17 protein-coding genes and 2 pseudogenes are annotated in these 20326 nt (G+C 68.5%); 10 read left to right on the forward strand and 9 right to left on the reverse strand.

The window, feature by feature from the left end:
* The first annotated feature begins 89 nt into the window (after nt 1-89).
* The 3 genes from ABZ078_RS31340 to ABZ078_RS31350 all read left to right on the forward strand — a co-directional run bounded on the left by ABZ078_RS31340 (nt 90) and on the right by ABZ078_RS31350 (nt 3453).
* Nucleotides 90-1757: a BBE domain-containing protein gene (locus tag ABZ078_RS31340; protein WP_356580824.1), complete on the forward strand. Its 1668-nt coding sequence runs from the start codon at nt 90-92 to the stop codon at nt 1755-1757.
* Nucleotides 1758-1997: 240 nt separating this feature from the next.
* On the forward strand, nt 1998-2177 hold the full coding sequence (locus ABZ078_RS31345; RefSeq protein ID WP_356580899.1) for an SEC-C metal-binding domain-containing protein: 180 nt from the start codon (nt 1998-2000) through the stop codon (nt 2175-2177).
* Nucleotides 2178-2523: 346 nt separating this feature from the next.
* The gene (locus ABZ078_RS31350) at nt 2524-3453 is read left to right on the forward strand and encodes a 5'-nucleotidase (protein ID WP_356580826.1); all 930 of its coding nucleotides are present in this window, start codon (nt 2524-2526) and stop codon (nt 3451-3453) included.
* Between the two features lie 15 nt (nt 3454-3468).
* Here the strand turns inward: ABZ078_RS31350 and ABZ078_RS31355 are convergent.
* Nucleotides 3469-4029, reverse strand: a pseudogene (locus tag ABZ078_RS31355) (transposase); the annotation flags it as partial.
* 493 nt (nt 4030-4522) lie between these two features.
* On the opposite strand from ABZ078_RS31355, the gene ABZ078_RS31360 reads away from it, so the two are divergent.
* Together ABZ078_RS31360 and ABZ078_RS31365 are read left to right on the forward strand one after the other, a co-directional pair.
* Nucleotides 4523-4969 carry a hypothetical protein gene (locus tag ABZ078_RS31360; RefSeq protein ID WP_356580828.1) on the forward strand — a complete coding sequence of 149 codons (447 nt, stop codon included), beginning with the start codon at nt 4523-4525 and terminating at the stop codon, nt 4967-4969.
* On the forward strand, nt 4966-6957 hold the full coding sequence (locus ABZ078_RS31365) for a hypothetical protein (protein ID WP_356580830.1): 1992 nt from the start codon (nt 4966-4968) through the stop codon (nt 6955-6957). Before ABZ078_RS31360 ends, ABZ078_RS31365 begins: the two co-directional genes overlap by 4 nt.
* A 176-nt stretch (nt 6958-7133) precedes the next feature.
* On the opposite strand, the gene ABZ078_RS31370 is transcribed toward ABZ078_RS31365, so the two are convergent.
* Entirely contained in the window at nt 7134-7349 is a 216-nt protein-coding gene (locus tag ABZ078_RS31370) for a hypothetical protein (protein WP_356580832.1), read from the reverse strand.
* Between the two features lie 479 nt (nt 7350-7828).
* On the opposite strand from ABZ078_RS31370, the gene ABZ078_RS31375 reads away from it, so the two are divergent.
* On the forward strand, nt 7829-8335 hold the full coding sequence (locus ABZ078_RS31375; protein WP_356580834.1) for a GNAT family N-acetyltransferase: 507 nt from the start codon (nt 7829-7831) through the stop codon (nt 8333-8335).
* 380 nt (nt 8336-8715) lie between these two features.
* The gene (locus ABZ078_RS31380) at nt 8716-8919 is read left to right on the forward strand and encodes a hypothetical protein (RefSeq protein WP_356580836.1); all 204 of its coding nucleotides are present in this window, start codon (nt 8716-8718) and stop codon (nt 8917-8919) included.
* Between the two features lie 280 nt (nt 8920-9199).
* On the opposite strand, the gene ABZ078_RS31385 is transcribed toward ABZ078_RS31380, so the two are convergent.
* The 3 genes from ABZ078_RS31385 to ABZ078_RS31395 form a co-directional block, all read right to left on the reverse strand.
* Nucleotides 9200-10057: a recombinase family protein gene (locus ABZ078_RS31385; protein ID WP_356580838.1), complete on the reverse strand. Its 858-nt coding sequence runs from the start codon at nt 10055-10057 to the stop codon at nt 9200-9202.
* A 356-nt stretch (nt 10058-10413) separates the two neighbouring features.
* On the reverse strand, nt 10414-11070 hold the full coding sequence (locus tag ABZ078_RS31390) for a response regulator transcription factor (RefSeq protein WP_356580840.1): 657 nt from the start codon (nt 11068-11070) through the stop codon (nt 10414-10416).
* Nucleotides 11067-12239: a sensor histidine kinase gene (locus ABZ078_RS31395; RefSeq protein ID WP_356580842.1), complete on the reverse strand. Its 1173-nt coding sequence runs from the start codon at nt 12237-12239 to the stop codon at nt 11067-11069. Before ABZ078_RS31395 ends, ABZ078_RS31390 begins: the two co-directional genes overlap by 4 nt.
* A 133-nt stretch (nt 12240-12372) precedes the next feature.
* Here ABZ078_RS31395 and ABZ078_RS31400 point away from each other — a divergent pair, with 133 nt between their 5' ends.
* A complete protein-coding gene (locus tag ABZ078_RS31400) occupies nt 12373-13299 on the forward strand; it encodes an ABC transporter ATP-binding protein (RefSeq protein WP_356580844.1) in 927 nt (308 codons plus the stop codon).
* Nucleotides 13296-14156, forward strand: a complete 861-nt coding sequence (locus ABZ078_RS31405) for an ABC transporter permease (protein WP_356580846.1) — start codon at nt 13296-13298, stop codon at nt 14154-14156. The genes ABZ078_RS31400 and ABZ078_RS31405 overlap by 4 nt, the downstream gene beginning before the upstream one ends.
* Before the next feature lie 105 nt (nt 14157-14261).
* Here ABZ078_RS31405 and ABZ078_RS31410 read toward each other — a convergent pair.
* Nucleotides 14262-15213 (reverse strand): annotated as a pseudogene (locus ABZ078_RS31410) (Tn3 family transposase); the annotation flags it as partial.
* A 252-nt stretch (nt 15214-15465) separates the two neighbouring features.
* Between ABZ078_RS31410 and ABZ078_RS31415 the strand changes: the two are divergent.
* Complete coding sequence (locus tag ABZ078_RS31415; RefSeq protein WP_356580848.1) at nt 15466-16548, forward strand: protein kinase family protein; 1083 nt, start codon at nt 15466-15468, stop codon at nt 16546-16548.
* A 26-nt stretch (nt 16549-16574) separates the two neighbouring features.
* Here the strand turns inward: ABZ078_RS31415 and ABZ078_RS31420 are convergent, their stop codons facing one another.
* From ABZ078_RS31420 to ABZ078_RS31430, 3 genes are read right to left on the reverse strand one after another with little or no spacing between them, the layout of a single operon-like run.
* Nucleotides 16575-16997 (reverse strand): DUF6262 family protein, encoded by a 423-nt coding sequence (locus ABZ078_RS31420; RefSeq protein WP_356580850.1) that lies wholly within the window; start codon nt 16995-16997, stop codon nt 16575-16577.
* 5 nt (nt 16998-17002) lie between these two features.
* Nucleotides 17003-19156: a tyrosine-type recombinase/integrase gene (locus ABZ078_RS31425; protein ID WP_356580852.1), complete on the reverse strand. Its 2154-nt coding sequence runs from the start codon at nt 19154-19156 to the stop codon at nt 17003-17005.
* Nucleotides 19153-20310: a tyrosine-type recombinase/integrase gene (locus tag ABZ078_RS31430; protein WP_356580854.1), complete on the reverse strand. Its 1158-nt coding sequence runs from the start codon at nt 20308-20310 to the stop codon at nt 19153-19155. Before ABZ078_RS31430 ends, ABZ078_RS31425 begins: the two co-directional genes overlap by 4 nt.
* Nucleotides 20311-20326: the final 16 nt, after the last annotated feature.

Genomic DNA, 20326 nt, shown 5'->3' on the forward strand with positions numbered 1-20326 from the left:
ACGGTCACCCGAATGGCGGAGCATCCCACAGAAGCCGGCAATCTAACTTTGAGTGATCGATGCTGGTCATCTGCGTGGAGGTGCCGCCCATGCCCACCAGTTCCGCCCGCCCGGAGCGCCTCGGGCCGACCGAAGTCGGCCCGGGGGACGCCCGCTACGAGGCACTGCGCCGGGGTTTCAATCAGCGGTGGATCGCCGCACCGGATTACGTGGTGGTGGCCGTCGGCACCCGTGACGTGGTCGCCGCCCTCGACACCTATCTCGCAGGCCAGACCCGCGGCGGCTCGCCCTCGTCCGGCCGTATCACGGTCCGTTCCGGCGGGCACTGTTACGAGGACTTCGTATGCGGTGACGATGTCGCCGTCATCATCGACGTCAGTGCCATGAACGGGGTCTACTACGACTCGGAGATGGAGGCCTACTGCGTCGAAGCAGGCGCCGGCAACTGGCACACCGCCTCCCAGCTGTACCGGTGTCACGGCCTCGCGCTGCCCGGCGGCTCGTGCTACTCCGTCGGCGCCGGGGGGCACATCTCCGGAGGCGGTTTCGGCCTGCTCTCACGCCTGCACGGGCTGACGGTCGACCACCTGTACGCCGTGGAAGTCGTCACCGTGCGCGACCGGACCCACGCCGAGGTGACCGTGGCTCGCAAGGACTCCCCGGAGCCGGCGCTGCGGGACCTTTGGTGGGCGCACACCGGTGGCGGAGGTGGCAACTTCGGCGTGGTGACCCGGTACTGGTTCCGCGGCCTTCCCGAGCCACCGGCCCAGGTGCTGCTGAAAACCCTCGCCTGGGACTGGAAGATCTTCAAGGACCGGCCGGAGAAGTTCACCGCGCTCGTGCGCCGATACGGCCAGTTCTTCGCACACGAGCGCACCGGCGACGGCCCCGACTTCCAACGCGCCTTCGACTACCGCGACCTGTTCACCCTGCTGAAGCTGAACAACCACGCCGCGGGCAAGGTCGGCCTGATCCTGCAACTCGACGGCACCCGGGACGACTCCGCCGAGCGCCTCAAACTCTTCCTCGACTGGCTCGCCCCCGAAGCGGACTACCCCCCGTCTCGGCTGGACGTACAGATGGGCGAGCACCCCCCGCTCGACTCACTGCACATCCCCACCCGGCTGCCCTGGCTGACCGCGACCCAGAACCTCAACGACTCCGGCCCCAGCCGGTGCGGCAAGTACAAGTCCGCCTACCACACCGCCAACTTCACCGAACGTCAATTGCAGGCGATCCACCGCCACCTGACCAACCAGCGCTACGCCAACGACCAAGCCCTGCTCCAGGTCGACTCCTACGGCGGCCGCATCAACGACATCGACTCCGCCGCAACCGCCGTTCCGCAGCGGTCCTCCGTCCTGAAGCTCCAGTACCAGACCTACTGGACATGGGGAAAGGACGCCAACCACGACGGGGCGTTCGACTACCAGGACGCCCTGGCCGACCCGGCCATCGCCGCGCCGCACCTGGCCTGGATCCGTGACTTCTACCATGACATGTACGAAGAGACCGGCGGCGTGCCGACGGTGCGCACCGCTCGTGCGCAGGAGCCGTACCCCAACACCGACGGCTGCTACATCAACTATCCCGACGCGGACCTCAGCGACCCCGACCTGAACCCGCCGGGTGTGGGCCAGCCCTGGCACACGCTCTACTACGGGAGCAACTACCCACGGCTGCAACGAGCCAAGGCGTACTGGGACCCGCGCAACGTCTTCCGGCACCGACAGTCGGTCCGCCTCCCGAACACCTGAGAAAGGCAAGGGGTACCGGCGCCGTTCATGTAATACGGCGTGCCGATGGGCGGTGCCTCGCGACCCTTCAGGTCGGCCGCATCGCCTTTGCGTACGCGGACTGGAGTGCCCCAGTTTTCCCGACCCCTGAACACCGCCTCCGGATACGCACTGCAGCCGACTGTCGCCCACGCCGCCGCCGACGCCCTCGCCTTGGCCGCCACCGTGGTGCAAGACAGCCTTTCGCTCGTGCAGTGGGCCATGGATGACATCGGTCTGACCGCGGAGGTCCAGGGCCTGAACCGTCTCTGCTGTGCCGGCGGCGGCCAGCCGCCGCAGCGCAACGCCCCATGCCCCTGCGGCACTGGCCGTAAGTACAAGCGATGCGTTCACCGATGGGGGCAACCGGGCACCCCACCCCCGTCAGCCGTCGCACAGTGAGAGACCGGTTGCGGGCCTGTGGAAGGCGCCCACACCGCTCGCCGTACCTGCCTTGCGCCTTGGCCTGCGATGGCCCGGTGAGATCGTGCAACCGGCGGACGGATCGGCAGCCCACCCCTGGCAGCACTCCGGAGTGCCTCAAAGGCCCGTAACGGCGACCACTCCGCGCCCAGCCGCCGAGCTCCGGCGGTCGTCATGCTCGCACGCGTCCAGCGCCAGGCCGCCCCCGGACCGGAGCTCTCCGGAAAGACGTCATCGAGAGCGTATGGGCGAGGAACGGCATCTGCTGCATTCCAATGCCATATGTGCAACGCTTGTTTGAATTGATGCGAGAAGGAAGAGGCCCGTGCCCACCTACGAACTCGCCAATCGCCTGGTCATTGGAATCGCCTCCAGCGCCCTGTTCGACCTGGCGGAGGCAGATGCTGTCTTTCGTGAGCAGGGCGAAGAGGTTTATCGGGCCTACCAGGAGGAGCATCTGGACGACACGCTGAGCACGGGGGTCGCCTTCCCCTTCATCCGCAGGCTGCTGTCCCTGAACGATCTGAGCCCACTCGACGACCCCCTGGTGGAGGTCATCGTCTTGTCCCGCAACGACCCTGACACCGGCCTGCGGGTCATGCGGTCCATCGAGTCGCACGGCCTGGCGATCAGCCGGGCCATCTTCATGCAGGGACGCTCGCCCTACCACTTCATGCCGGCGCTGAACATGTCCCTGTTCCTGTCCGCGAACGAGACCGACGTCCGCGAGGCCGTTGCTCTCGGTCTCCCGGCAGGCCGTGTCCTCGGCCCCGCTGCAGCCGACGACACCGAAGACCAGGACCTGCGGATCGCCTTCGACTTCGACGGAGTCCTCGCCGACGACGCCTCTGAACAGGTCTTCCAGAGCGACGGCATTGAAGGCTTCCGTTCCCACGAGACCGTGAACGCCGCGACGCCGCACGATCCTGGCCCGTTGCGGGACTTCCTCGCCAGCCTCAACCGGGTCCAGCGGCGCGAAGAAGATCAGCGGACCAACCACCCGGACTACAAGATCCGCGTCCACGTCTCACTTGTCACCGCCCGCAGCGCCCCGGCCCACGAACGTGCGGTGCGCAGCCTGAAGGGGTGGGGCGTGACCGTCAACGACGCCTTCTTCCTCGGCGGCATAGACAAGAGCACGATCATGCAAGTGCTCAAGCCCCACATCTTCTTCGACGACCAGGTCAGCCACCTCGCCGGAACCTCCCGCAACACGCCCAGCGTGCACGTCCCCTTCGGCAAGATCAACGAGTGAGGCCTGGGTGAAGCGACCGTCGGTGGTCACGGCCAGAGCCACGCAGACGGACCGGTTGGCAACCGTACCGTCCTGGATCTTCACATGGATGGCATCGATGAAGACCACAGGATAGACGGCGTCGAGGGGACGGCTGTGCCATTCGGCCATGCCCTCCAGCACCTTGTCGGTGATGGTGGAGATGGTCTGCCGGGAGACCTCGGCGCCATAGACCTCGGCCAGGTGCGCCTGCACCTCGCCGGTGGTCAGGCCCTTGGCCGCCAGGGAGATGACCATCTCGTCGACGCCGGTCAGGCGCTTCCGCCGCTTCTTGACGATCTTCGGTTCGAAGGAACCGCCGCGGTCGCGGGGCACGGTCATCTCCACCGGTCCGACATCGGTCAGGACAGTCTTGGAGCGTTTGCCGTTGCGGGAGTTGCCACCGTTCTTGCCGACCGGGTCGTGCTTGTCATAGCCGAGGTGGTCGGTGATCTCGCCCTCCAGGGCGGACTCCAGCAGCCGCTTGGTCAGCTGCTGCAGCAGGCCGCCATCGCCGGTCAGTTGCAGGCCCTCGGCCTGGGCCCGGCTCACCAGCTCGTCGATCAGCTGGTCGTCCACAGCCTTTGCCCGCAGCCTCCACGGGCTCGACAGCCTCGGATCCGGACACGTTCTCACTGGTCATCGATGCATCTTCCATGATCGGGAGTTACACCGAACGTCTTCCAGTCCCGCATACGGCCGAGGAAGCCGGCCGCTGCGGTATCGCTCAGGCACCAGCCACCTACCACGCCACCCTCGACGCGGTGTGTGCTGAGGCGTCTGCCACGCACATCCAATGGCGCCGCAGTGTCCAACACGACGCCTGCCTTGCGCTCTTGCTCGCCGCCAAACGGACGACTGAGGCAGCCGAGCGCAGGAGCGTTCTTCGCGTTGGCGGTGGCTCCACTGTGGTTGGGCGTTTCAGTGGCATGGTGGCGCGCCAGGCGCTGTACTAGTGAACACCATTGATTCCACAGGACAACTTCACTCAGTTTCACTCAGTGCAGGCGCAATCAGAACTCAGTGGACGCGCCATCAGACGGGGGTGTACGTGTCGGACATCGAATTCATGCTGGGTCAGATCGTTCCGGCCGCGGGAGCGGCAGTGGCCGTGTACGGAGCTGCTGTGCTGCGACGGGTCGAGGACGAGGCAGCAGGAGCCACCCTGCGGCTCGGCCAGCGGTTGCTCGCCCGCATTCGGGGCCGCGCTGCCGATCCGGCCGCGATCGACCGGGCCGTGACGGACCTCGCCGCCGATCCCGACGACCCGGACGCGCTGGCCGCATTGCGCCTGCAGATCAGGCGGGCCCTCGCGGCCGACCCCGCGCTCGTCGATGAGATCGCCGCGCTGCTCCCTGCGCCCGGACATGCTCAGAGCAGCGGAGCCCGAAGTGTGGCGGTGAGCGGGAACGTCACCGGAATCGTCTCGACCGGAGACGGTGCGATGAACGTCCAGCGCCAGCGACGGGCGACGGCAAGGTGCCGGACCTGCCGGTGATCCCCCCGCACCCGACGCACGAACCGAGCGCCGCCGAGCCGATGGTCAGGACCGACGGCGGCGACGCAAAAGTCGTCGTGCACGGCGACGTAAGGGGCATCGTCACCACTGGCTCGCACACCATCAACGTCATCTACGACGGGAAAGCCCTCGTCGAGATCACCAACCTCCGTGACCTCACCCCGCACCAGCCGCCGCCGCTGCCCTCCGCGGGCCGCAGCAAGCTGTTCGGCCGGGGGACACTGGTGGACGACGTAGTCGCGCAGCTCGGCGGCGGCTCCAGCGTACAGCTGTACGGGAAGCCGGGGGTCGGGAAGAAGGCCGTGGCCGCGGCGGTGCACCGGAAGCTGGCCGCCCAGAGAGTTCGGGGCCACGTCCTGTACCCGCGTGCCGGGCTGGACGAGGACGATTCGCTGCAGGCGCTGTACAGGCGGCTTGCTGGGGCGTTCTTCGGTACGCACTTCCTGCGGGACATCGACGAGACGCAGCTGCGTGCGGCCGTGGCCACCGCGGACTTCTCCGGTGCGCACGTCACCGTCGTCGACTGCGCATTGCCACAGAACGATCTGGCGCGACTCCTTGAGACCTTCCCTGGCTGCACGTTCCTGTTCACGTCCCCCTACGCGACGCTGCCCGACACCGACGCGACCCATCTCGTCCGGCCCCTGTCCCGCACCGCCGCCATCGAGCTGCTCAGCGCGGAAGTGGGGCTCTCACTCGGCCCGGCGGGGCTGCAGAAGCTGCAGTTCGACCATGTATGGGACGAGTCGGGCGGCGCGCCTCAACGGATATGCCAGTACGCCCGGTTCATCAAGGCTTCCGCCCAGTGGGAGCGGCGTGCCCGTGGGGCCGACGAACCGCGGGACGAGCCGCCGCCCGTCGATCCGGCGCAGCTGAGCCCACGACGCCAGGCGGAAGCCCTGGCCGTCGACCTGAGCGAGCCGGCGCGTCGAGCACTGGTCGCGCTGGCGACGTTCGGCACGGCGCTTCCTGCTGCCTGGATCGCTTCCGTCACTGGCGATCCACAGGACGGAACCGCCGCTTCGGAGTTGCACGACCGGCGCCTGGTCAAGCACTTCGCCGGGACGTACTGGATCACCGAGGACGCCGCCGCAGCCGTCCACAGCCAGGGGTGGGCTCCGGCCGCTGCGACCACCGCGGCGGAGGGGCTGCTTGCGGCACTCGGGAAGCAGGACGGACCGTCAGGCCCTGAGCCGGACACGTACCTCTTCCTGGCCATCGCCCGCGCGCTGGTCCGAGAGGAGCAGTGGGCGCTCACCTCACGGTTCGTGCGCATCGCCGGTCCTCGGGCACTGACCGAGGGCCGCGGTCAACTGGCACTACAGCTGTACGTGTTGGGCCGGATGGCGGCCGCGCGGGGAGGGATGAGCAAGGACATCAAGTTCTACGACCGGGCCGAGAAGCTGACCCGCGACCTCCTTGACGGAGACAAGGCAGGCACCACCGCGGCAGCCGCGGTACTGCTCGCCCCGGCGCTCGGGGCGGCCGCGGTCGAGAGCGGCAAGGCACTCGGTTTCTTCGGGAAGATCTTCGCCACCGTCTCCACCAAGACGGGTGCCTCCGTGGCTGCCGGCGCTGTTGTGGTGGCGGCGACCACAGCGGTCGTGGTGGCGAATGCGAACGACATGCCTGCGGGATGCGAACCGGCGTACGCGGCGCTGGAGGCGTACGACACCGGTGACAAGACGCGTACGTATGACGAACTTGCCAAAGAGACCCGGGAGTTGACCTCGGAGCTCAGGGCTGCTGCTACGGAGGCGTCCGAGGCGGACATTCGGTCCAAACTCAACCAGCACGCGGACGACCTCGACGCCAAGACAGCGGCCGATGTGCGCGAGAACGACGAACAGATGAACGTGAAGTACCCCCCTCACCCTGACGTCGTCGCGGCCCTGGCGGCCGGCGACGGGCTGCAGAACAACATCTCGACCCTGCAGGCGATCAGGGCGGTCTGCCCCAGCGAATGACCCCTGAGCGGCGTCCGGGCCCCGCACCCGGGCGCCGCTCAGGCCACCGACCTGATCCGCCCCGCGGGCGCCTGCCCACCGTCGGGGTGGATCGGGGTATGCGCGCCGGTCAGCGTGAGTTTGAGCGCCAGGTCGGCCAGCTAAGCACTCCTCCTTCCCAGTGCGGTAGGCCGGCGTCATGCCGCCCTCGCGGTCGCCGTTGTGGCCAGTTCGCGCAGGGCCGTGACGACGGCGAGTGGGAGTCCGGCACGTTCGAGGGCCAGGTCTGCCTGCGTGCGGTGCGCGGTGATCAGGCGCTCGACCGTGGCACGGGCACCCGTGGCGGTGAGGATGCCGCGGATGACCAGCGTGCCTTCCACGTCCATGTCCCGGTCGCCGATGAGAGCGTTCATAGGGCGGCGCTCGGCCGGAGTGGCGTGCCGCCATGCCAGTGCCAGCAGTGCGGTGTGTTTGCCCGCCGGATGTCATCCAGAGCGGGCTTGCCGGTGATCTCCGGGGCGCTGAAGGTTCCCAGCAAGTCGTCCCACAACTGGAACGCCTCCCCCCACGGCAGGGCTTACGCGCTCAACTCTGCGCGCAGTCGGGGGCTGCCACCGGCCAGGTCCGCTCCGATGTGCAGGGGGCGCTCCACCGAGTACTTCGCGGTCTTGTACCGCGCGATTGCCAGGGCCTGCTCTACTGTGCGACATCCCGCAGTTCGAGACCGATGTACTCGCCGGCTTCGTGCTCGCGCGGCCTTCAGCGGGCCTGGTGGACGGCACGATCCGCGGGGAAGTCGGGCACCTGGAGCTGGAACAGACAGCTGAGCACGCACCATCGCCTTCGGGAAAAGCACTTGGCCCGGACTGACGGGACTTGAAGAATGACTGCCATGCAGATTCGACAGGCACGGTCTGATGACGCGTCAGCGGTCGCCGGTGTCTACGTGCGGTCGTGGCAGGCGGCCTTTCCCGGTCTTGTTCCCCAGCACTACCTCGACGCAATGGACCCAAGCCGCGAAGAGTCCGAGTGGAAGACACGGATCGCGGAAACACGGTGGCCATCGTCGGGGGTACTGGTAGCCGAAACCGAGGCCGGGATCGTCGGATTCGCAAGTTTCGGCCCGTCTCAGGACATCCCCGTCACCGCGGAAATCGGCACGCTCTACGCGATGCCCGAGGTCTGGGGCACAGGGAGCGGAAGGCAGCTGATGCTGGCCACGTTGGCGGCTATCGGACAGGCCGGCTACACACAGGCCACCTTGTGGGTCCTGGAAGACAACGAACGTGCCCGGCGCTTCTACGAAGCCGCCGGCTGGGGCGCAGACGGCGCAGCCGTGGAGGACTCCACAGGCGGCGCCTCTCTCAACAAGTTGCGCTACCGCTGCCCTCTTGGCTAGTCCGCTCCCCGTTTTGTCCGTCCACGGAGCCCGGAAGCGGCGTGTTCGCGGGTTCGAGTCGAACTCGCGGGTCCGATGCCGTTCGGCATGACGACTCTCCCGCCGCAAGGGTTGAGCTTCCGGAACCTACCGGGGGTGCCCGGGCATTGCGAAGTCCTCCGCGCGGATCTACCGGATCTCGCTGACGACATGGGGGTGGATGCTCGCCGGCGAACCGGCGTCGGCCTGCCGGGCGCGAAGCCGCCCGTCATCCCCGTCGCCGCGATCGACGACCCGGCGCTGCCGGAGGTGCTGGCCGAACTGGTGGCGGCGCCGGCGGACGAGATGGACGCCGACACCGTCAACCGGGAGCTGTCCATCGCACGCGAGGCGATCGGCTGGTGGCAGTGTTGGCCGGATCGACGTCGACCCCGACGATCGGCATCGAGCGGCGGCCAGCACCGCCCGACCGCACCAAGACCCTGACCGAGAACCAGATCGCCGCCCTGCGCCGCCTGGACGTCGCCCTGCGGGAGAGGGCGTGCTGGAAGATGCTCTACGAAGCCGCGGCAAGGGCCGATGAAGTCCTGTGCCTGAACGTGTAGGACCTGTACGCGCAGGACAAGCGCGGGAAGATAACCGCCAAGGGCAGGGCAACAGAGGGGATCCACTGGCAATCCGGCACCGCCCGACCCCTGCCCCCGCCTGATCGCCCGCCGCGCCCGCGGCCCGCTGTTCCTCACCGAGCGGTTCGTCCACGCATCAGCAGCCGACATCATCAACCAGCCCACCAACGTCTGGGCCTTCGACAGCAATGGTGCCCGAAGCCAACTCACGGCCCTGTTCTCCCGAAGCTACGGCGAAGTGACAAGTAACTCTCTGTAATCAGAGTGACGCTCGGTCAGGGAGAGCAAGGCGGGGCCCGGGGAGTTCGCCGGCCGCCTGGAGGGCGGCGAAGTCGGCGTGGGCTGCCTCGACGGCTTCGGGGTATGCCTCGCGCTTGGCGTGTTCGGCGAGCGCCCGGTAGATGCTGGCCACCGAGGGGTTCTGTCCCTTGCGCTTGCCGGTGGGGATGAACAGGTCGGGCTGGATCTGCTCGACGGACTCGCCGAGCGCCCGGCGCCGGAGCACGGTGTGGAGCATGTCGTCGGTGATGACCGGGGGCCGGCCGCCGTGCTTGCCCTTGCGGGCCGCGGTGTCGAGCCCCTCCAGGGTCGACTCGCGGATGTTCTCCCGCTCGGTCTCCGCCATCGCGGCGAAGAACGCGAACAGCAGCTTGCCGGGGCCGGTGGGGTCGTAGATGCCGGCCAGGGGTCCGGCGAGCATCTCCAGGACCAGGCCGTGGGCGGTGAGGTGGTCGGCGAGCGCGGTGAGTTCGGCGGCGTCCCGGCCGAGGCGCTTCATCTCGTACACCGTGAAGCTGACCCGGCAGTGCGGGGCGTGCGCCTTGACCTCCCGCGCGGTCCGCAGCGCCTCCTCGAACCGGGTGCGTACCCGGACGCGGGTGCTGATCTTCTCGCTGAAGATCTTGTCCCTCGGGATGCCGTGCTTGCTGAGCGCGTCGAGCTGGGAGTCGAGTTCCTGCCCGAGGGTCGAGCAGCGGGCGTAGCCGATGCGGATGTACGCGCTCGGCAGGTGGGGGTCGATCGGCGCGGGCGGCGGGGTGCCCGGCCGCCACGGCCGGCCCGGTCCGCGGTCGGCCGGGGTCGGTACCCGTAGCGCCTTCTTCAGCCGGGGCACCATGGTGAAGCGGCGGGTGTGGTAGGCGGAGGCGACCGCGCCGCCGCGCGAGCGGCAGGGCGAGCCGGGCTGGGCGTCGCACTTCGGACAGGCGTGCTATTCGACGTCGTCCGCATCCGACCGGTCGGTTGGCGAGGGCTGCTGAGGGGCCGTCATGGGCCCGCATTTTCGCACAATGCAAGTCTCAGAAGGGGGTCCGTCCCACTTTTGAGTGAGAACGGGTTCCGAGAACCGATCGGGTGCCGAACGGGGTCCGGCGTCCGATTGTTGATCTTGCTCGCGCAAAGGAACGTTTATGAGAGTTGAGAGTTCGTGTTACGTCGCTTTTGGCGGGCTTCGGCGACTGAGGTGCTTGATACTCAGCGAGGTGGGGTTACCAAACCCGTCTCATAGGCGGTGATGACAAGTTGGACTCGGTCGCGGGCTTCGAGTTTGGTGAGTAGCCGCGCTACGTGTGCCTTCGCCGTGGCCACGCTGATGTAGAGGTGGGTGGCGATCTCGCTGTTGGACATGCCGCGTCCGACGAGGAACAGTACCTCGCGCTCCCGCTCGGTGATGTTCCCGACCGGTCGTGGATGCAGAGCTGGTTCGGGGCGGGCGGCGAACTCTGCGATGAGGCGGCGCGTGACGCTTGGGGCGATCAGGGCGTCTCCGGCGGCGACAACGCGGATCGCCCCGAGGATGTCGTCCAGTGCCATGTCCTTGACGAGGAATCCGCTCGCACCCGCTCGGAGCGCGCCGTAGATGTACTCGTCGTCGTCGAACGTGGTGAGGATAAGGACGCGCGTCGCTCCAGCGGCTGCTGTGATCAGCCCGGTGGCCTCAATGCCGTCCATGCTTGGCATGCGGATGTCCATCACCGCCACGTCGGGCCTGGTGTCCCGGACCAGTTGGACCGCTTCGGCGCCGGTTCCGGCTTCTCCCACGACGTCGATGTCGGGGGCGTCGGCCATCAGGACGCGCAGACCGCTGCGGACCAATGGCTGGTCGTCGGCGAGCACGACGCGGACCGTCATGAGATGTGCACTCCTTCGGGGAGGGGGAGCCGGGCTGCCACACGAAAGCCGCCCTCGGGTAGCGGCCCGGCGGTGAACTGGCCGCGCAGCAGGGTGACGCGTTCCCGCATTCCGGTGATGCCGTATCCGGTGCCGGAGGCGGGGCCGCCGCGGCCGTCGTCGGCGACCTCGATGGTCAGTTCGCCGTCTTGGTAGCCGATGGTGACGCGGCATTCGGGGGTGTCCGCGTGGCGTACGACGTTGGTGAGGGCCTCCTGGACGATCCGGAAGGCGGCCAGGTCGATATCGGGCGGTAGGGGCCGTCGTTCTCCGAGCCATCGCACGTCGGCATGGACGCCCGCGTCCTTCGTTGACGCGGTCAGCCGGTCTAGGTCGGCCAGTCCCGGGGCAGGCTCGCGCGGCGGGGCCTCCGCCCCGGTGCCCGGTTCGGTGCGGCGCAGTGCACCCAGGGTGCGCCGCAGCCCGGCGAGGGTTTCCCTGCTGGTGTCTTCGATGGTGGCCAGTGCATTGCGGGCCTCGTCCGGCTGTGTGTCGATGACCCGGCGGCCCACGCCTGCCTGGATGGCGATGACGCCGATGCTGTGCGCGATCATGTCGTGCAGCTCACGGGCGATCCGGAGCCGCTCGGCTGCGACGGCCTGGGCGGTGGTCTGCGAGCGCAGTGCCGCGGCGTGCTCGCGGCGTTCGCGAACCGAATGGCCGGTCATCCAGGCGGCGGCAAGGGCCAGGATGAGGACCACGACCGTGCGGGCGAAGCCGTCCGTCCCGGTCCCAAGACGTGCGGCGAAGGCGACCTGTACGCCGAGCGTCGTGACGGCAGCGGTGACCGCGATGCGGCGAGGCCGGGTGGCCACCATGTATCCGGCGGCGAGGTCGTTCGCCAGAACCAGCAGATACACGACCTGCCAGAACGGCGTCGTCGTCGCCGTGACGTACGTACCCAGAAGCATCAGTGCCAGGGCCGGCAGCGGACGGCGGCGCAGCAGTCCGAGAGGCAGGACCGTGACCGCGGCCGCCGACACGAAGGGCAAGCCGGGGGAGTCGAAAGGCGTGCCGCGTGCCGCGAAGAACAGCACGAACGGGTAGGCGATCGCCCCACACCAGGCCAGAGCCACCCGCGCGGCCGGCTGCAGGTGCCAGGACAGCAGGGGACGCGGCTTGGCGGACATGGGGCGATCGTAATCGCCTGACCAGCGGCGGAACATTGGCCCGTGGGCGTACGCCCATGGGATACAAGCCCTCCCGCCAGTGCAGCCGACGGGCCGATGCCGGACGGGCACTCTCCCCGGCACCGTTGGCCGGGTGATCGAAGTCAACGAACTGACCAAGCGATATGGCAAGGCCACTGCCGTCAACGGCCTGACCTTCACCGTGCGCCCCGGCCACGTCACCGGGTTCCTCGGCCCCAACGGTGCAGGCAAAAGCACCACACTGCGGATGCTCCTCGGCCTGACCGAACCCACCAGCGGCACCGCCACCATCGACGGTCACCCGTTCCGGGACCATCCGCGCGGCCTGCGCCACGCCGGTGCCCTGCTCGACGCCCATGATGTCCACGGCGGTCGCAGCGCAGTGGCCTATCTGTCCGCCCTGGCCCGCAGCAACGGTATTCCGCGGCGCCGGGTGGACGAGGTCCTTGAGGAGGTAGGACTGGCTCCTGCGGCCCGGCGCCGCATCGGCGGGTTCTCCCTGGGCATGAAACAGCGGCTCGGCATCGCCACGGCTCTGCTCGGGGACCCTCCGGTGCTGCTGTTCGACGAGCCGGTCAACGGCCTGGACCCGGAGGGCGTGCGATGGGTGCGCGGCCTGTTCCGGCGGCTGGCGGCCGAGGGGCGCACGGTGTTCGTCTCCAGCCACCTGATGAGCGAGATGCAGAACACCGCCGAGCACCTGATCGTCATCGGCCGGGGCGAGCTGATCGCCGACGAGAGCGTGGCGGAGTTCGCGGCCCGCGGCACCCGCCAGCGCGTGACCGTGCGGACGCCCGACCCCACCGCGCTGGCAGCCGTGCTCGAAGCCGAGGGTGCTTCGGTACAGCCGGACGACTCGGTCACCGACGCAGAGGAATGGCTCACCGTGACCGGCCTGAGCGCGGCCCTCATCGGGGAACTCGCCGCCCACCACCGCATCGTGCTCCTTGAGCTGGCCACCCGCACCGCCTCGCTGGAGGAGGCGTTCATGGAACTCACTGCCGACAGCGTCGAATACCTCGCAGGAGAATCCCGATGACCTCGACCACCACACAGCAGACGGGGGTCTCGACTGCCGTGCGCGCCGCCGAGCCCGGCGCCCGCTTCCGGGACCTCCTTGCCGCCGAGTGGATCAAACTCTGGTCGCTGCGGTCCATTTCCTGGGCGTTCGGGGTCAGCGCGCTGGTCATCATCGCCATCAACATCAGCGCGGCCGTCGCGGACTACAACAACTGGCCGACCTACAACGAAGGGATCCGAGCCCTCTTCGTTCCCATCTGGGCCATGCGGGACGCCTTCACCATCGGCGCCTGCATGGTCCTGATACTCGCCACCGGCAGCATCGGCGCGCTTACGGTCGTCGGCGAGTACAGCACCGGCCAGATCCGCACGACCTTCGCGGCAGTACCGGCCCGCCGATCGGTCGTAGCGGCCAAGATGGCCGTCGTGACGGCAGTCATGCTCGTCTACGGCGCGGTCGTCGCGGGAACCTCTTTCGGCGTGACACAGGCCATCCTGTCCGGTCGGGGCATCGGACTGTCCCTCGGCTACCCCGGCGCGCTCCGCGCCGTCGCGGCGTCCGCGCTGCTCGCTCCGGTGTGCGCGCTCGTCGGGATGGGACTCGGCGCCCTCATCCGGCACACCGCAGCCACCTTGGTGACGTTCACCGGAATCCTTCTGCTGCTGCCGTTCCTCCTCAACGACCGCCACCGCTGGTCGTCCGCCATCCTTCACGCACTGCCCCGCAGTGCGTGGGAACGACTGGTGCAGATGGGCGACCCCTTCGAATCAGCCCCCTACCCGGCGACCATCAGCGGGTCGTGGATCGTGTACGCGGCTTGGCCCCTCGCCGCAGCAGTCGTCGCCGTGGTTGCCGTCCGCCGGCACGATCTGTGAGCCCGCAGGGCCTGGCTGTCAAAGATGCACACCGGGCCGTTGCAGCAGGCTCTTGGTCCGTACTCGCCGGGTGCCAGGCGGGAGTGTGACGGCTCCGCCCCGCGCTCAGGCTTCCGGCCTGGTCATGCCGCGCGGTGCAGGTTGAGGGGTCTGCGAGTCGGACGCCCTACGGGGGCCGGGCACCAGGGATGCCTCGGCGGCGAGGGCGAGGTGTGAGTTCATGTCCAGCTCGAACCGACCGTAGGGGGTTCACGTGGGTCCAGAACAGCGGGGACAGCGCCCGCCGATCGGCGTCGGTGAGCCGCTTCTGCCACTTCTCCTCGCTCAGGATCTCCTGGAGGAGCAGCGTGTTGACGTGCACCAACGCCGACTGGAGCAGGTGCAAGGCGAGCATGGAGACCTCCTGGGACTCCTTGTCGGAGCCGGTCAGGTCGCCGTCCTTGCCGTAGAACAGGTCGTGGTTGGCGGAGTTCCAGTTCTCCACGACCTGGAGCCCGTCGTTGATCTCGCGCCGAAGGTCCGCGTCGGCGAGGTAGTCGCAGATGAACGCCGTACGTACCGCGCGTCCCAGTTCCTCGATCGCCCGGTACGTCGGGTGCTTGGGCCCGCCGCGGGTGAAGCGGCGCAGGACCTGCTCGGCCTCGGCGGTGCCCAGGCGCAGGGCGGTGGTGTACTTCACGATCTGGTCGTACTGCTGGCGGATCAGGTCCCAGTCGATCGTTTTGGTCGACAGGACCGGCGCCAGGTTCGGCCACTTCTCGTCCTCCCCGGCCGCCGGCCGGTACAGCCGCGCGGAGCCGACGTTCTTCAGCCTGGGCAGCAGGTTGAAGCCGAGCATGTGGGCGAAGGCGAACCCGACGATGGAGGCGCCGTGCGTGTCGGTGTACTGCCGGTCGATCTCCACGTCCGTGCAGTGCCGCAGCACGCCCTCGATCATCGCCGCGACCTCGGAGGCCGAGCAGGACTTGAGCTGGCTGTAGACGCACAGCGACTTCTTCTCGACGTGCCAGTAGATCATCACGCCGGGTCCGCGGTACCGCTGGTGCCACTCGGTCATGAAGTTCGAGGACCAGACCGTATCCGGGGCAAATGGGTGAACAGTGGGTGTTCGCGCAGGTAGAGCGTTTGCGGTCGTGTCCGTAAGAGATCGATGTCAGGAGGTCTCGTGGCGGGGGCAGGTCATGGCCTGAGGCAGCGTTGTCGCGCCGGGCGACTTCGAGCACCTGCTCCTTCGACAGCCCCGGCGGATAGGGTCGACCACGTCCGAGAGAGCGCCGAAGCCCTGGCTCTGGGCACCGAGGAGTCGTCGATGCACCATCCGGACCCGCGGTATGCCGCGCGGCTCGCCGCGTATGGGACGGTGGCCACGCGTCTGTCTCTGCTGAGTGACTGTCGGCTCGGTGAGGTCGTGGCCGCCGCAGCCCCGCTCGGGTCCGGCATCGGCGGCAGGTCTGCGGAGCTGGACATCGATGGCACGCGGGTGTTCGTCAAGCGGGTCCCCCTGACGGACACCGAGTTGCGGCCAGAGAATGCGCGGTCGACGGCGAACCTCTTCGGACTGCCGATGTTCTACCAGTACGGGGTGGGCTCAGCGGGGTTCGGGGCCTGGCGAGAGCTGGCCGTGCACGTCATGACCACCAACTGGGTCCTCGGGAACGAGTACGAGGGTTTTCCGCTGATGTACCACTGGCGCATCCTGCCCGACTCCCCTCCAGAAGGATTCGCCGACGAGTTCGGGGGCATCGACGGTGCGGTCGCGCACTGGGAGGGCTCATCGGCCGTGCGCGAGCGTCTGGAGTCCATCGGGCGGTCTTCGTCCAGCCTGGTGCTCTTCTTGGAACACGTCCCGCAGACACTTGGCGACTGGCTGCACGACTACCGGACCGCCGCGCCGGAGGGCGGGGAGGGATCGCCGTACTTGTGGGTGGAGGAGGCCCTTTCGCGAGGGACTGCCTTCATGAGCTCGCACGGACTCGTCCACTTTGACGCCCACTTCGCCAATGTCCTGACCGACGGTCGGCTGCTGTACTTCGCGGACTTCGGACTCGCCCTGAGTTCCGGCTTCGAACTGTCAGCGGCCGAGGCAGAGTTCCTCTCCGACCATCTTTCGTATGACCGCTGCCATACTGCGAGTCATCTGCTCCGCCACCACCTGCCCGATGGCCTGCGCGGCGATATGGAACACGAGGCGTTCCTGCGCGAGTGGATCGCCGGCCACCGGCCCGATGGCGTCCCACGCGAGATCGCCGCGATCATCGACCGGCATTCCCGAGCTGCCGTGATCTTCGGCGAATTCGCCCGCCGTCTGCTCACCGAGAGCAAGCGGACGCCATTTCCGACCGCCGAGATCGGGCGGGCCTGGAGCACCACTGCGGTCGCGGCGCCCCACTGAGGCCGGACTACGGCAGAAGGTCGCCGTCAGGATGTTTCGGGATGGGTGGTGTGCCGAGGGCCGAGGCGGCGCCGCAGTTCGAGGTTCTCGCTCTGGGCGGCTTCGAGGGCCTGCCTCAGGGCTTGGACCTCGTCGCGGTGCCGCCGCTTGAGCTCGGCGAGCTGGGCGGTGAGGGTGCGCACGACGCTGCTGGGCGAGTCGTCGGGCGGCTGCGTGGCCGACTGTGGCGGGTGGCTTCGCTGCTGGGTCCGCAGCTGCTCGACTCGTCGGCGAATCTCGGTGCACCGGTAGAGGAAGTCGAGCGAGACGCCTGCGGTCTGGGCGAGGCCGCGGAAAGTGATGGGCTGCCCTTGGCGGATCAACTCCCGCAGGCCCTGCTCGGCGCGGGCCTGGGCGGCGGCGCTCTTGCGGGCTGCGGCCTGGCGGAGGTTGTCGGGGTTTCCGCGCATGCCGGTCACCTCCCGTCCCGGTCACGGGTGATCGCATCGGTGCGGGCTTCGACGCCGGCCCCGCGGACGGCCTGCAAGGGCCCGTCGGCGCGACGGGTCTGTTCCAGCTTGAGGATGATGTGGCCGAGGGCGTCCTGCTCCTGGCGGCGCCCGGCGAGCCAGACGTTGTCCTCGCCCATCGGCTGCCCGGTCCGGGCCGTGAATGCCTGCTGCCGTTCCTCGATGAGTTGGGCGGTGCGCTGCCGCTGAGCCGTGAGTTCCGGGAGGAAGGTGGCGTCCGTGGCGAACTTGTCGCAGGTCAAGCAGGCGTTTCCTTTCGCGCATGCCTGACGGGGCGGCAGCAGACACAGCCCGTTGGGCAGGATCCGGTCGGTGCGCTTGTCCAGCTCCAGCATGTCGTAGAGGTCGTGTGGATCGGTGGACAGCTCGCGGGCGTCGGCGGTGATCTTCCGGTAACGCAGGAACTCCCGCTCGTGGGTCTCGGCCAGGGTCTGCGCGTAGTTCATCAGCATGGTCGGCGACATGTGGCCGAAGTACCGCTGGACGACGTGCAGCGGGACCCCGGCGTTGAGCAGGCTGGTGGCCTTGGTGTGCCGGAATCGGTGGGTGCGGTTGAAGTCCACCAGCCGCCCGGCCTCGTCCCGGATGTCGAGCCGGGCGGCGAACTCGGTGAGCTTGTCGCGGACGACCTCGACGGTCAGCGCCCGGTCGGCCCGGCGGTTGAGCTTGCGCGCGAGGAACAGGTACTTCGGCCGGGTGCCGGGGAGCCAGTCGGCTGCCCGGTGCTCGTCGACCCACTGCTGCTGAGCCTGGATGATCGCGACGATCTCGGAGTCCACCATGATCGTGTCTGGGGCTTTGTCGATCTTCGTCTGCTGGTAGCGGAGCTTGGCGACGAAGGCGCCTTCGTCCTCCGGGGCCGGGGTGGGGCGGTTCAGGGGCAGCAGTGGGTCGCGGTCGAGCATGACGATCTCGCTGATCCGCCGCCCGGTGCGGGCCAGCAGCATCAGCACGTGCATGACCTGCGGGTCGCCGAGTCCGCCTTCGTCCTCGGGGCGTCCGAGGAGGTCGATGTTGGCCATGATCTGGCTGAGTTCGCTGTCACCGATGACGTACTGCAGGTCGGGGCGGACACGGGGACGCTTCTTCTCGCTGCGCCTCCAGAGCACCGTGTGATGGGGTCCAAGTTGCAGCCAGCCGGGTTCGTCGAGAGCGCGGGCGGCCGTCTCCTGGTGGTCGTGCATGAAGACGTAGAACTGCTCGACGTCGGTAATCAGGTCGGTGATCCGCAGCTGGGACAGCGGCTGACCGCGGTTCGGCCCGCCACGGGCCGGCAGCTGGCACAGGTGGCTGCGGTAGTCGAGCATGAATGCCCGCAATGCGGCAGCGTCGTCGCACAGCCAGGGGCCCGGCACGGGCTGCTGTTCGAGGTAGTCGCCGAGGAAGCCGATGCCCCCGCGGCGGGCCCGGGCGGTGGACCAGGTCAGTTCGCCGGTCTCCATGTGCACCTTCAGGTACCACTGGAGTCCCCGCCGCAGCCAGAACGGATTCAGGCTGTGGAAGGAAAGCCGGCCCGCCCCCTGCGGTTCGTGCGGGCGGCGGGGGATGCGGGGATCGAGTCGCAGTCCCCCGGTCTCGCGCTGCCACCACGGCTGGTCGTCACAGGCCCACCACAGCATCTGGTAGCAGCGTCGCAGCACGCGTTCCATCGCCCGGCGCGTACTGAGCGCCGGAAGCTCACCGGTCCGGCGGGCGCGGGTGGCGGCCAGCGTGCGATACCACCACTGCGGTGTGCGCTCCAGCAGAGAGGCCGGGATCTGGCCCTGGGGCATCGACTCGAAGGCGTCGTTCAGCCGCCGTACCAGGGTCTGGAAGGTGGGCACCGGGACCTTGGCGCCGATGGCGATGAACTGCCATGCGCACCAGGTCAGTTCGCGGGAAATGGCGGGAGGCAGGCTGGCGAAATCCAGCGTGAAGCGGTGGCCGGGCGCGCGTCCGGCAGGCCGTGTGAAGCCTTCCGTGAACTCGTCGGGGATGTCTGGCGAGTTCCAGGTCACTGTCCGCAGGCCCGCTGGGATCTGCGACCACAGCACGTCCAGGGTCTCCGGGCGGAAGCCGATCGGCTCGCTGAGCTTCTCCAGCGTGACGTTGACGCTCATGAACACAGTCCGATCGCTTCGATGGCCTCGATCGAGGCCCGCCACCTGGCGGTCAGCGCTTTCCAGTCGGCCACGGCCCGCAGTTCGGCGTCCTCGGTGACGTGGGCGTACGTGTTCAGCGTGGTCTGCACGTCGGCGTGCCCGAGTCTGCGGGAGACCACGTGGACCGGCACCCCGGACAGAAGCAGCGCGGTGGCGTGGCTGTGCCGGAACCAGTGCGGCGTCCAGTTGTCGGGGACACGTCCGGAAAGCTGGCGGCGGAGCCGGTCCACCAGGTCATAGACACTGTCCGGCTGCCATGGCGCAAACCGGGGCTCACGGGCGAGGTTGACGAAGACGTACCAGTCGTCGAGGTCGCCGACCGCCATGTCCGCTCCGGCGTCGCACAGCTGCCACAGGTACTCGCCGTAGAGCCGATCCAGTTCGTCGGAGATGTAGAGCTTGCGGTAGCCGCCGCCCTTCACGCGCACCCGGTGCGGATGCTCGCGTGGGACGACCTCGATGAACGGCGTGTCGCCGCGGCCGGTGTGCCAGTCCCGGTGCCGCAGCCCGAGCGCCTCGCCCAGCCGCAGCCCGGTCTCGGCGAGCAGGGCCCACAGCAGGCGGTCACGTACGGACCCCCGCCACTCGCGCAGGGCCAAGTCCCAGACCGCGCACGCATCGCAGATCCCATCGATCTGCTGCGGGGTGAGCACCGGGGGCGCCCCGGCATGGCGCTGGCGGACCCGGATGACGCTCTCGCGACGACCTTTGCGCCGCGCGATGTGCTCCAGCAGCGGCTTGTAGCGGCCCCCGGCACTGTGCACCAGGCGGTGCAGATCACGGCCGACATCGACGCCGTTGAGCTGGTGGAACTCGTAACAGGACAGCACCCCGCGCAGCCGCACCGCGACCGTCGACTCACCGAACCGAGCTTCCCCGGGCGTCAGAGATGTGATCTGCGGCCCTTCACCGGTCCGTAGCCAGGTCAGGAAGGCGCCGAAGTCCTCCAGCGTCACCACGTCCCACGACAGCCCGAAGGCGTCCAGGAACTGCCACCACAACGCCAGGGCCCGGGCGTAGGACTTCACCGTGTTCGGCGAGACCTTCTGCGCCCGCAGGTATTCCAGGTACTCCTCCGCCGGCCCCACCACGCGGTGGTCACGGCCGAGCACTGTCCACGTCCGCTCG

This window comes from Streptomyces sp. NPDC006385 (genome assembly GCF_040612485.1).
In the GTDB taxonomy this organism is placed as follows: domain Bacteria; phylum Actinomycetota; class Actinomycetes; order Streptomycetales; family Streptomycetaceae; genus Streptomyces.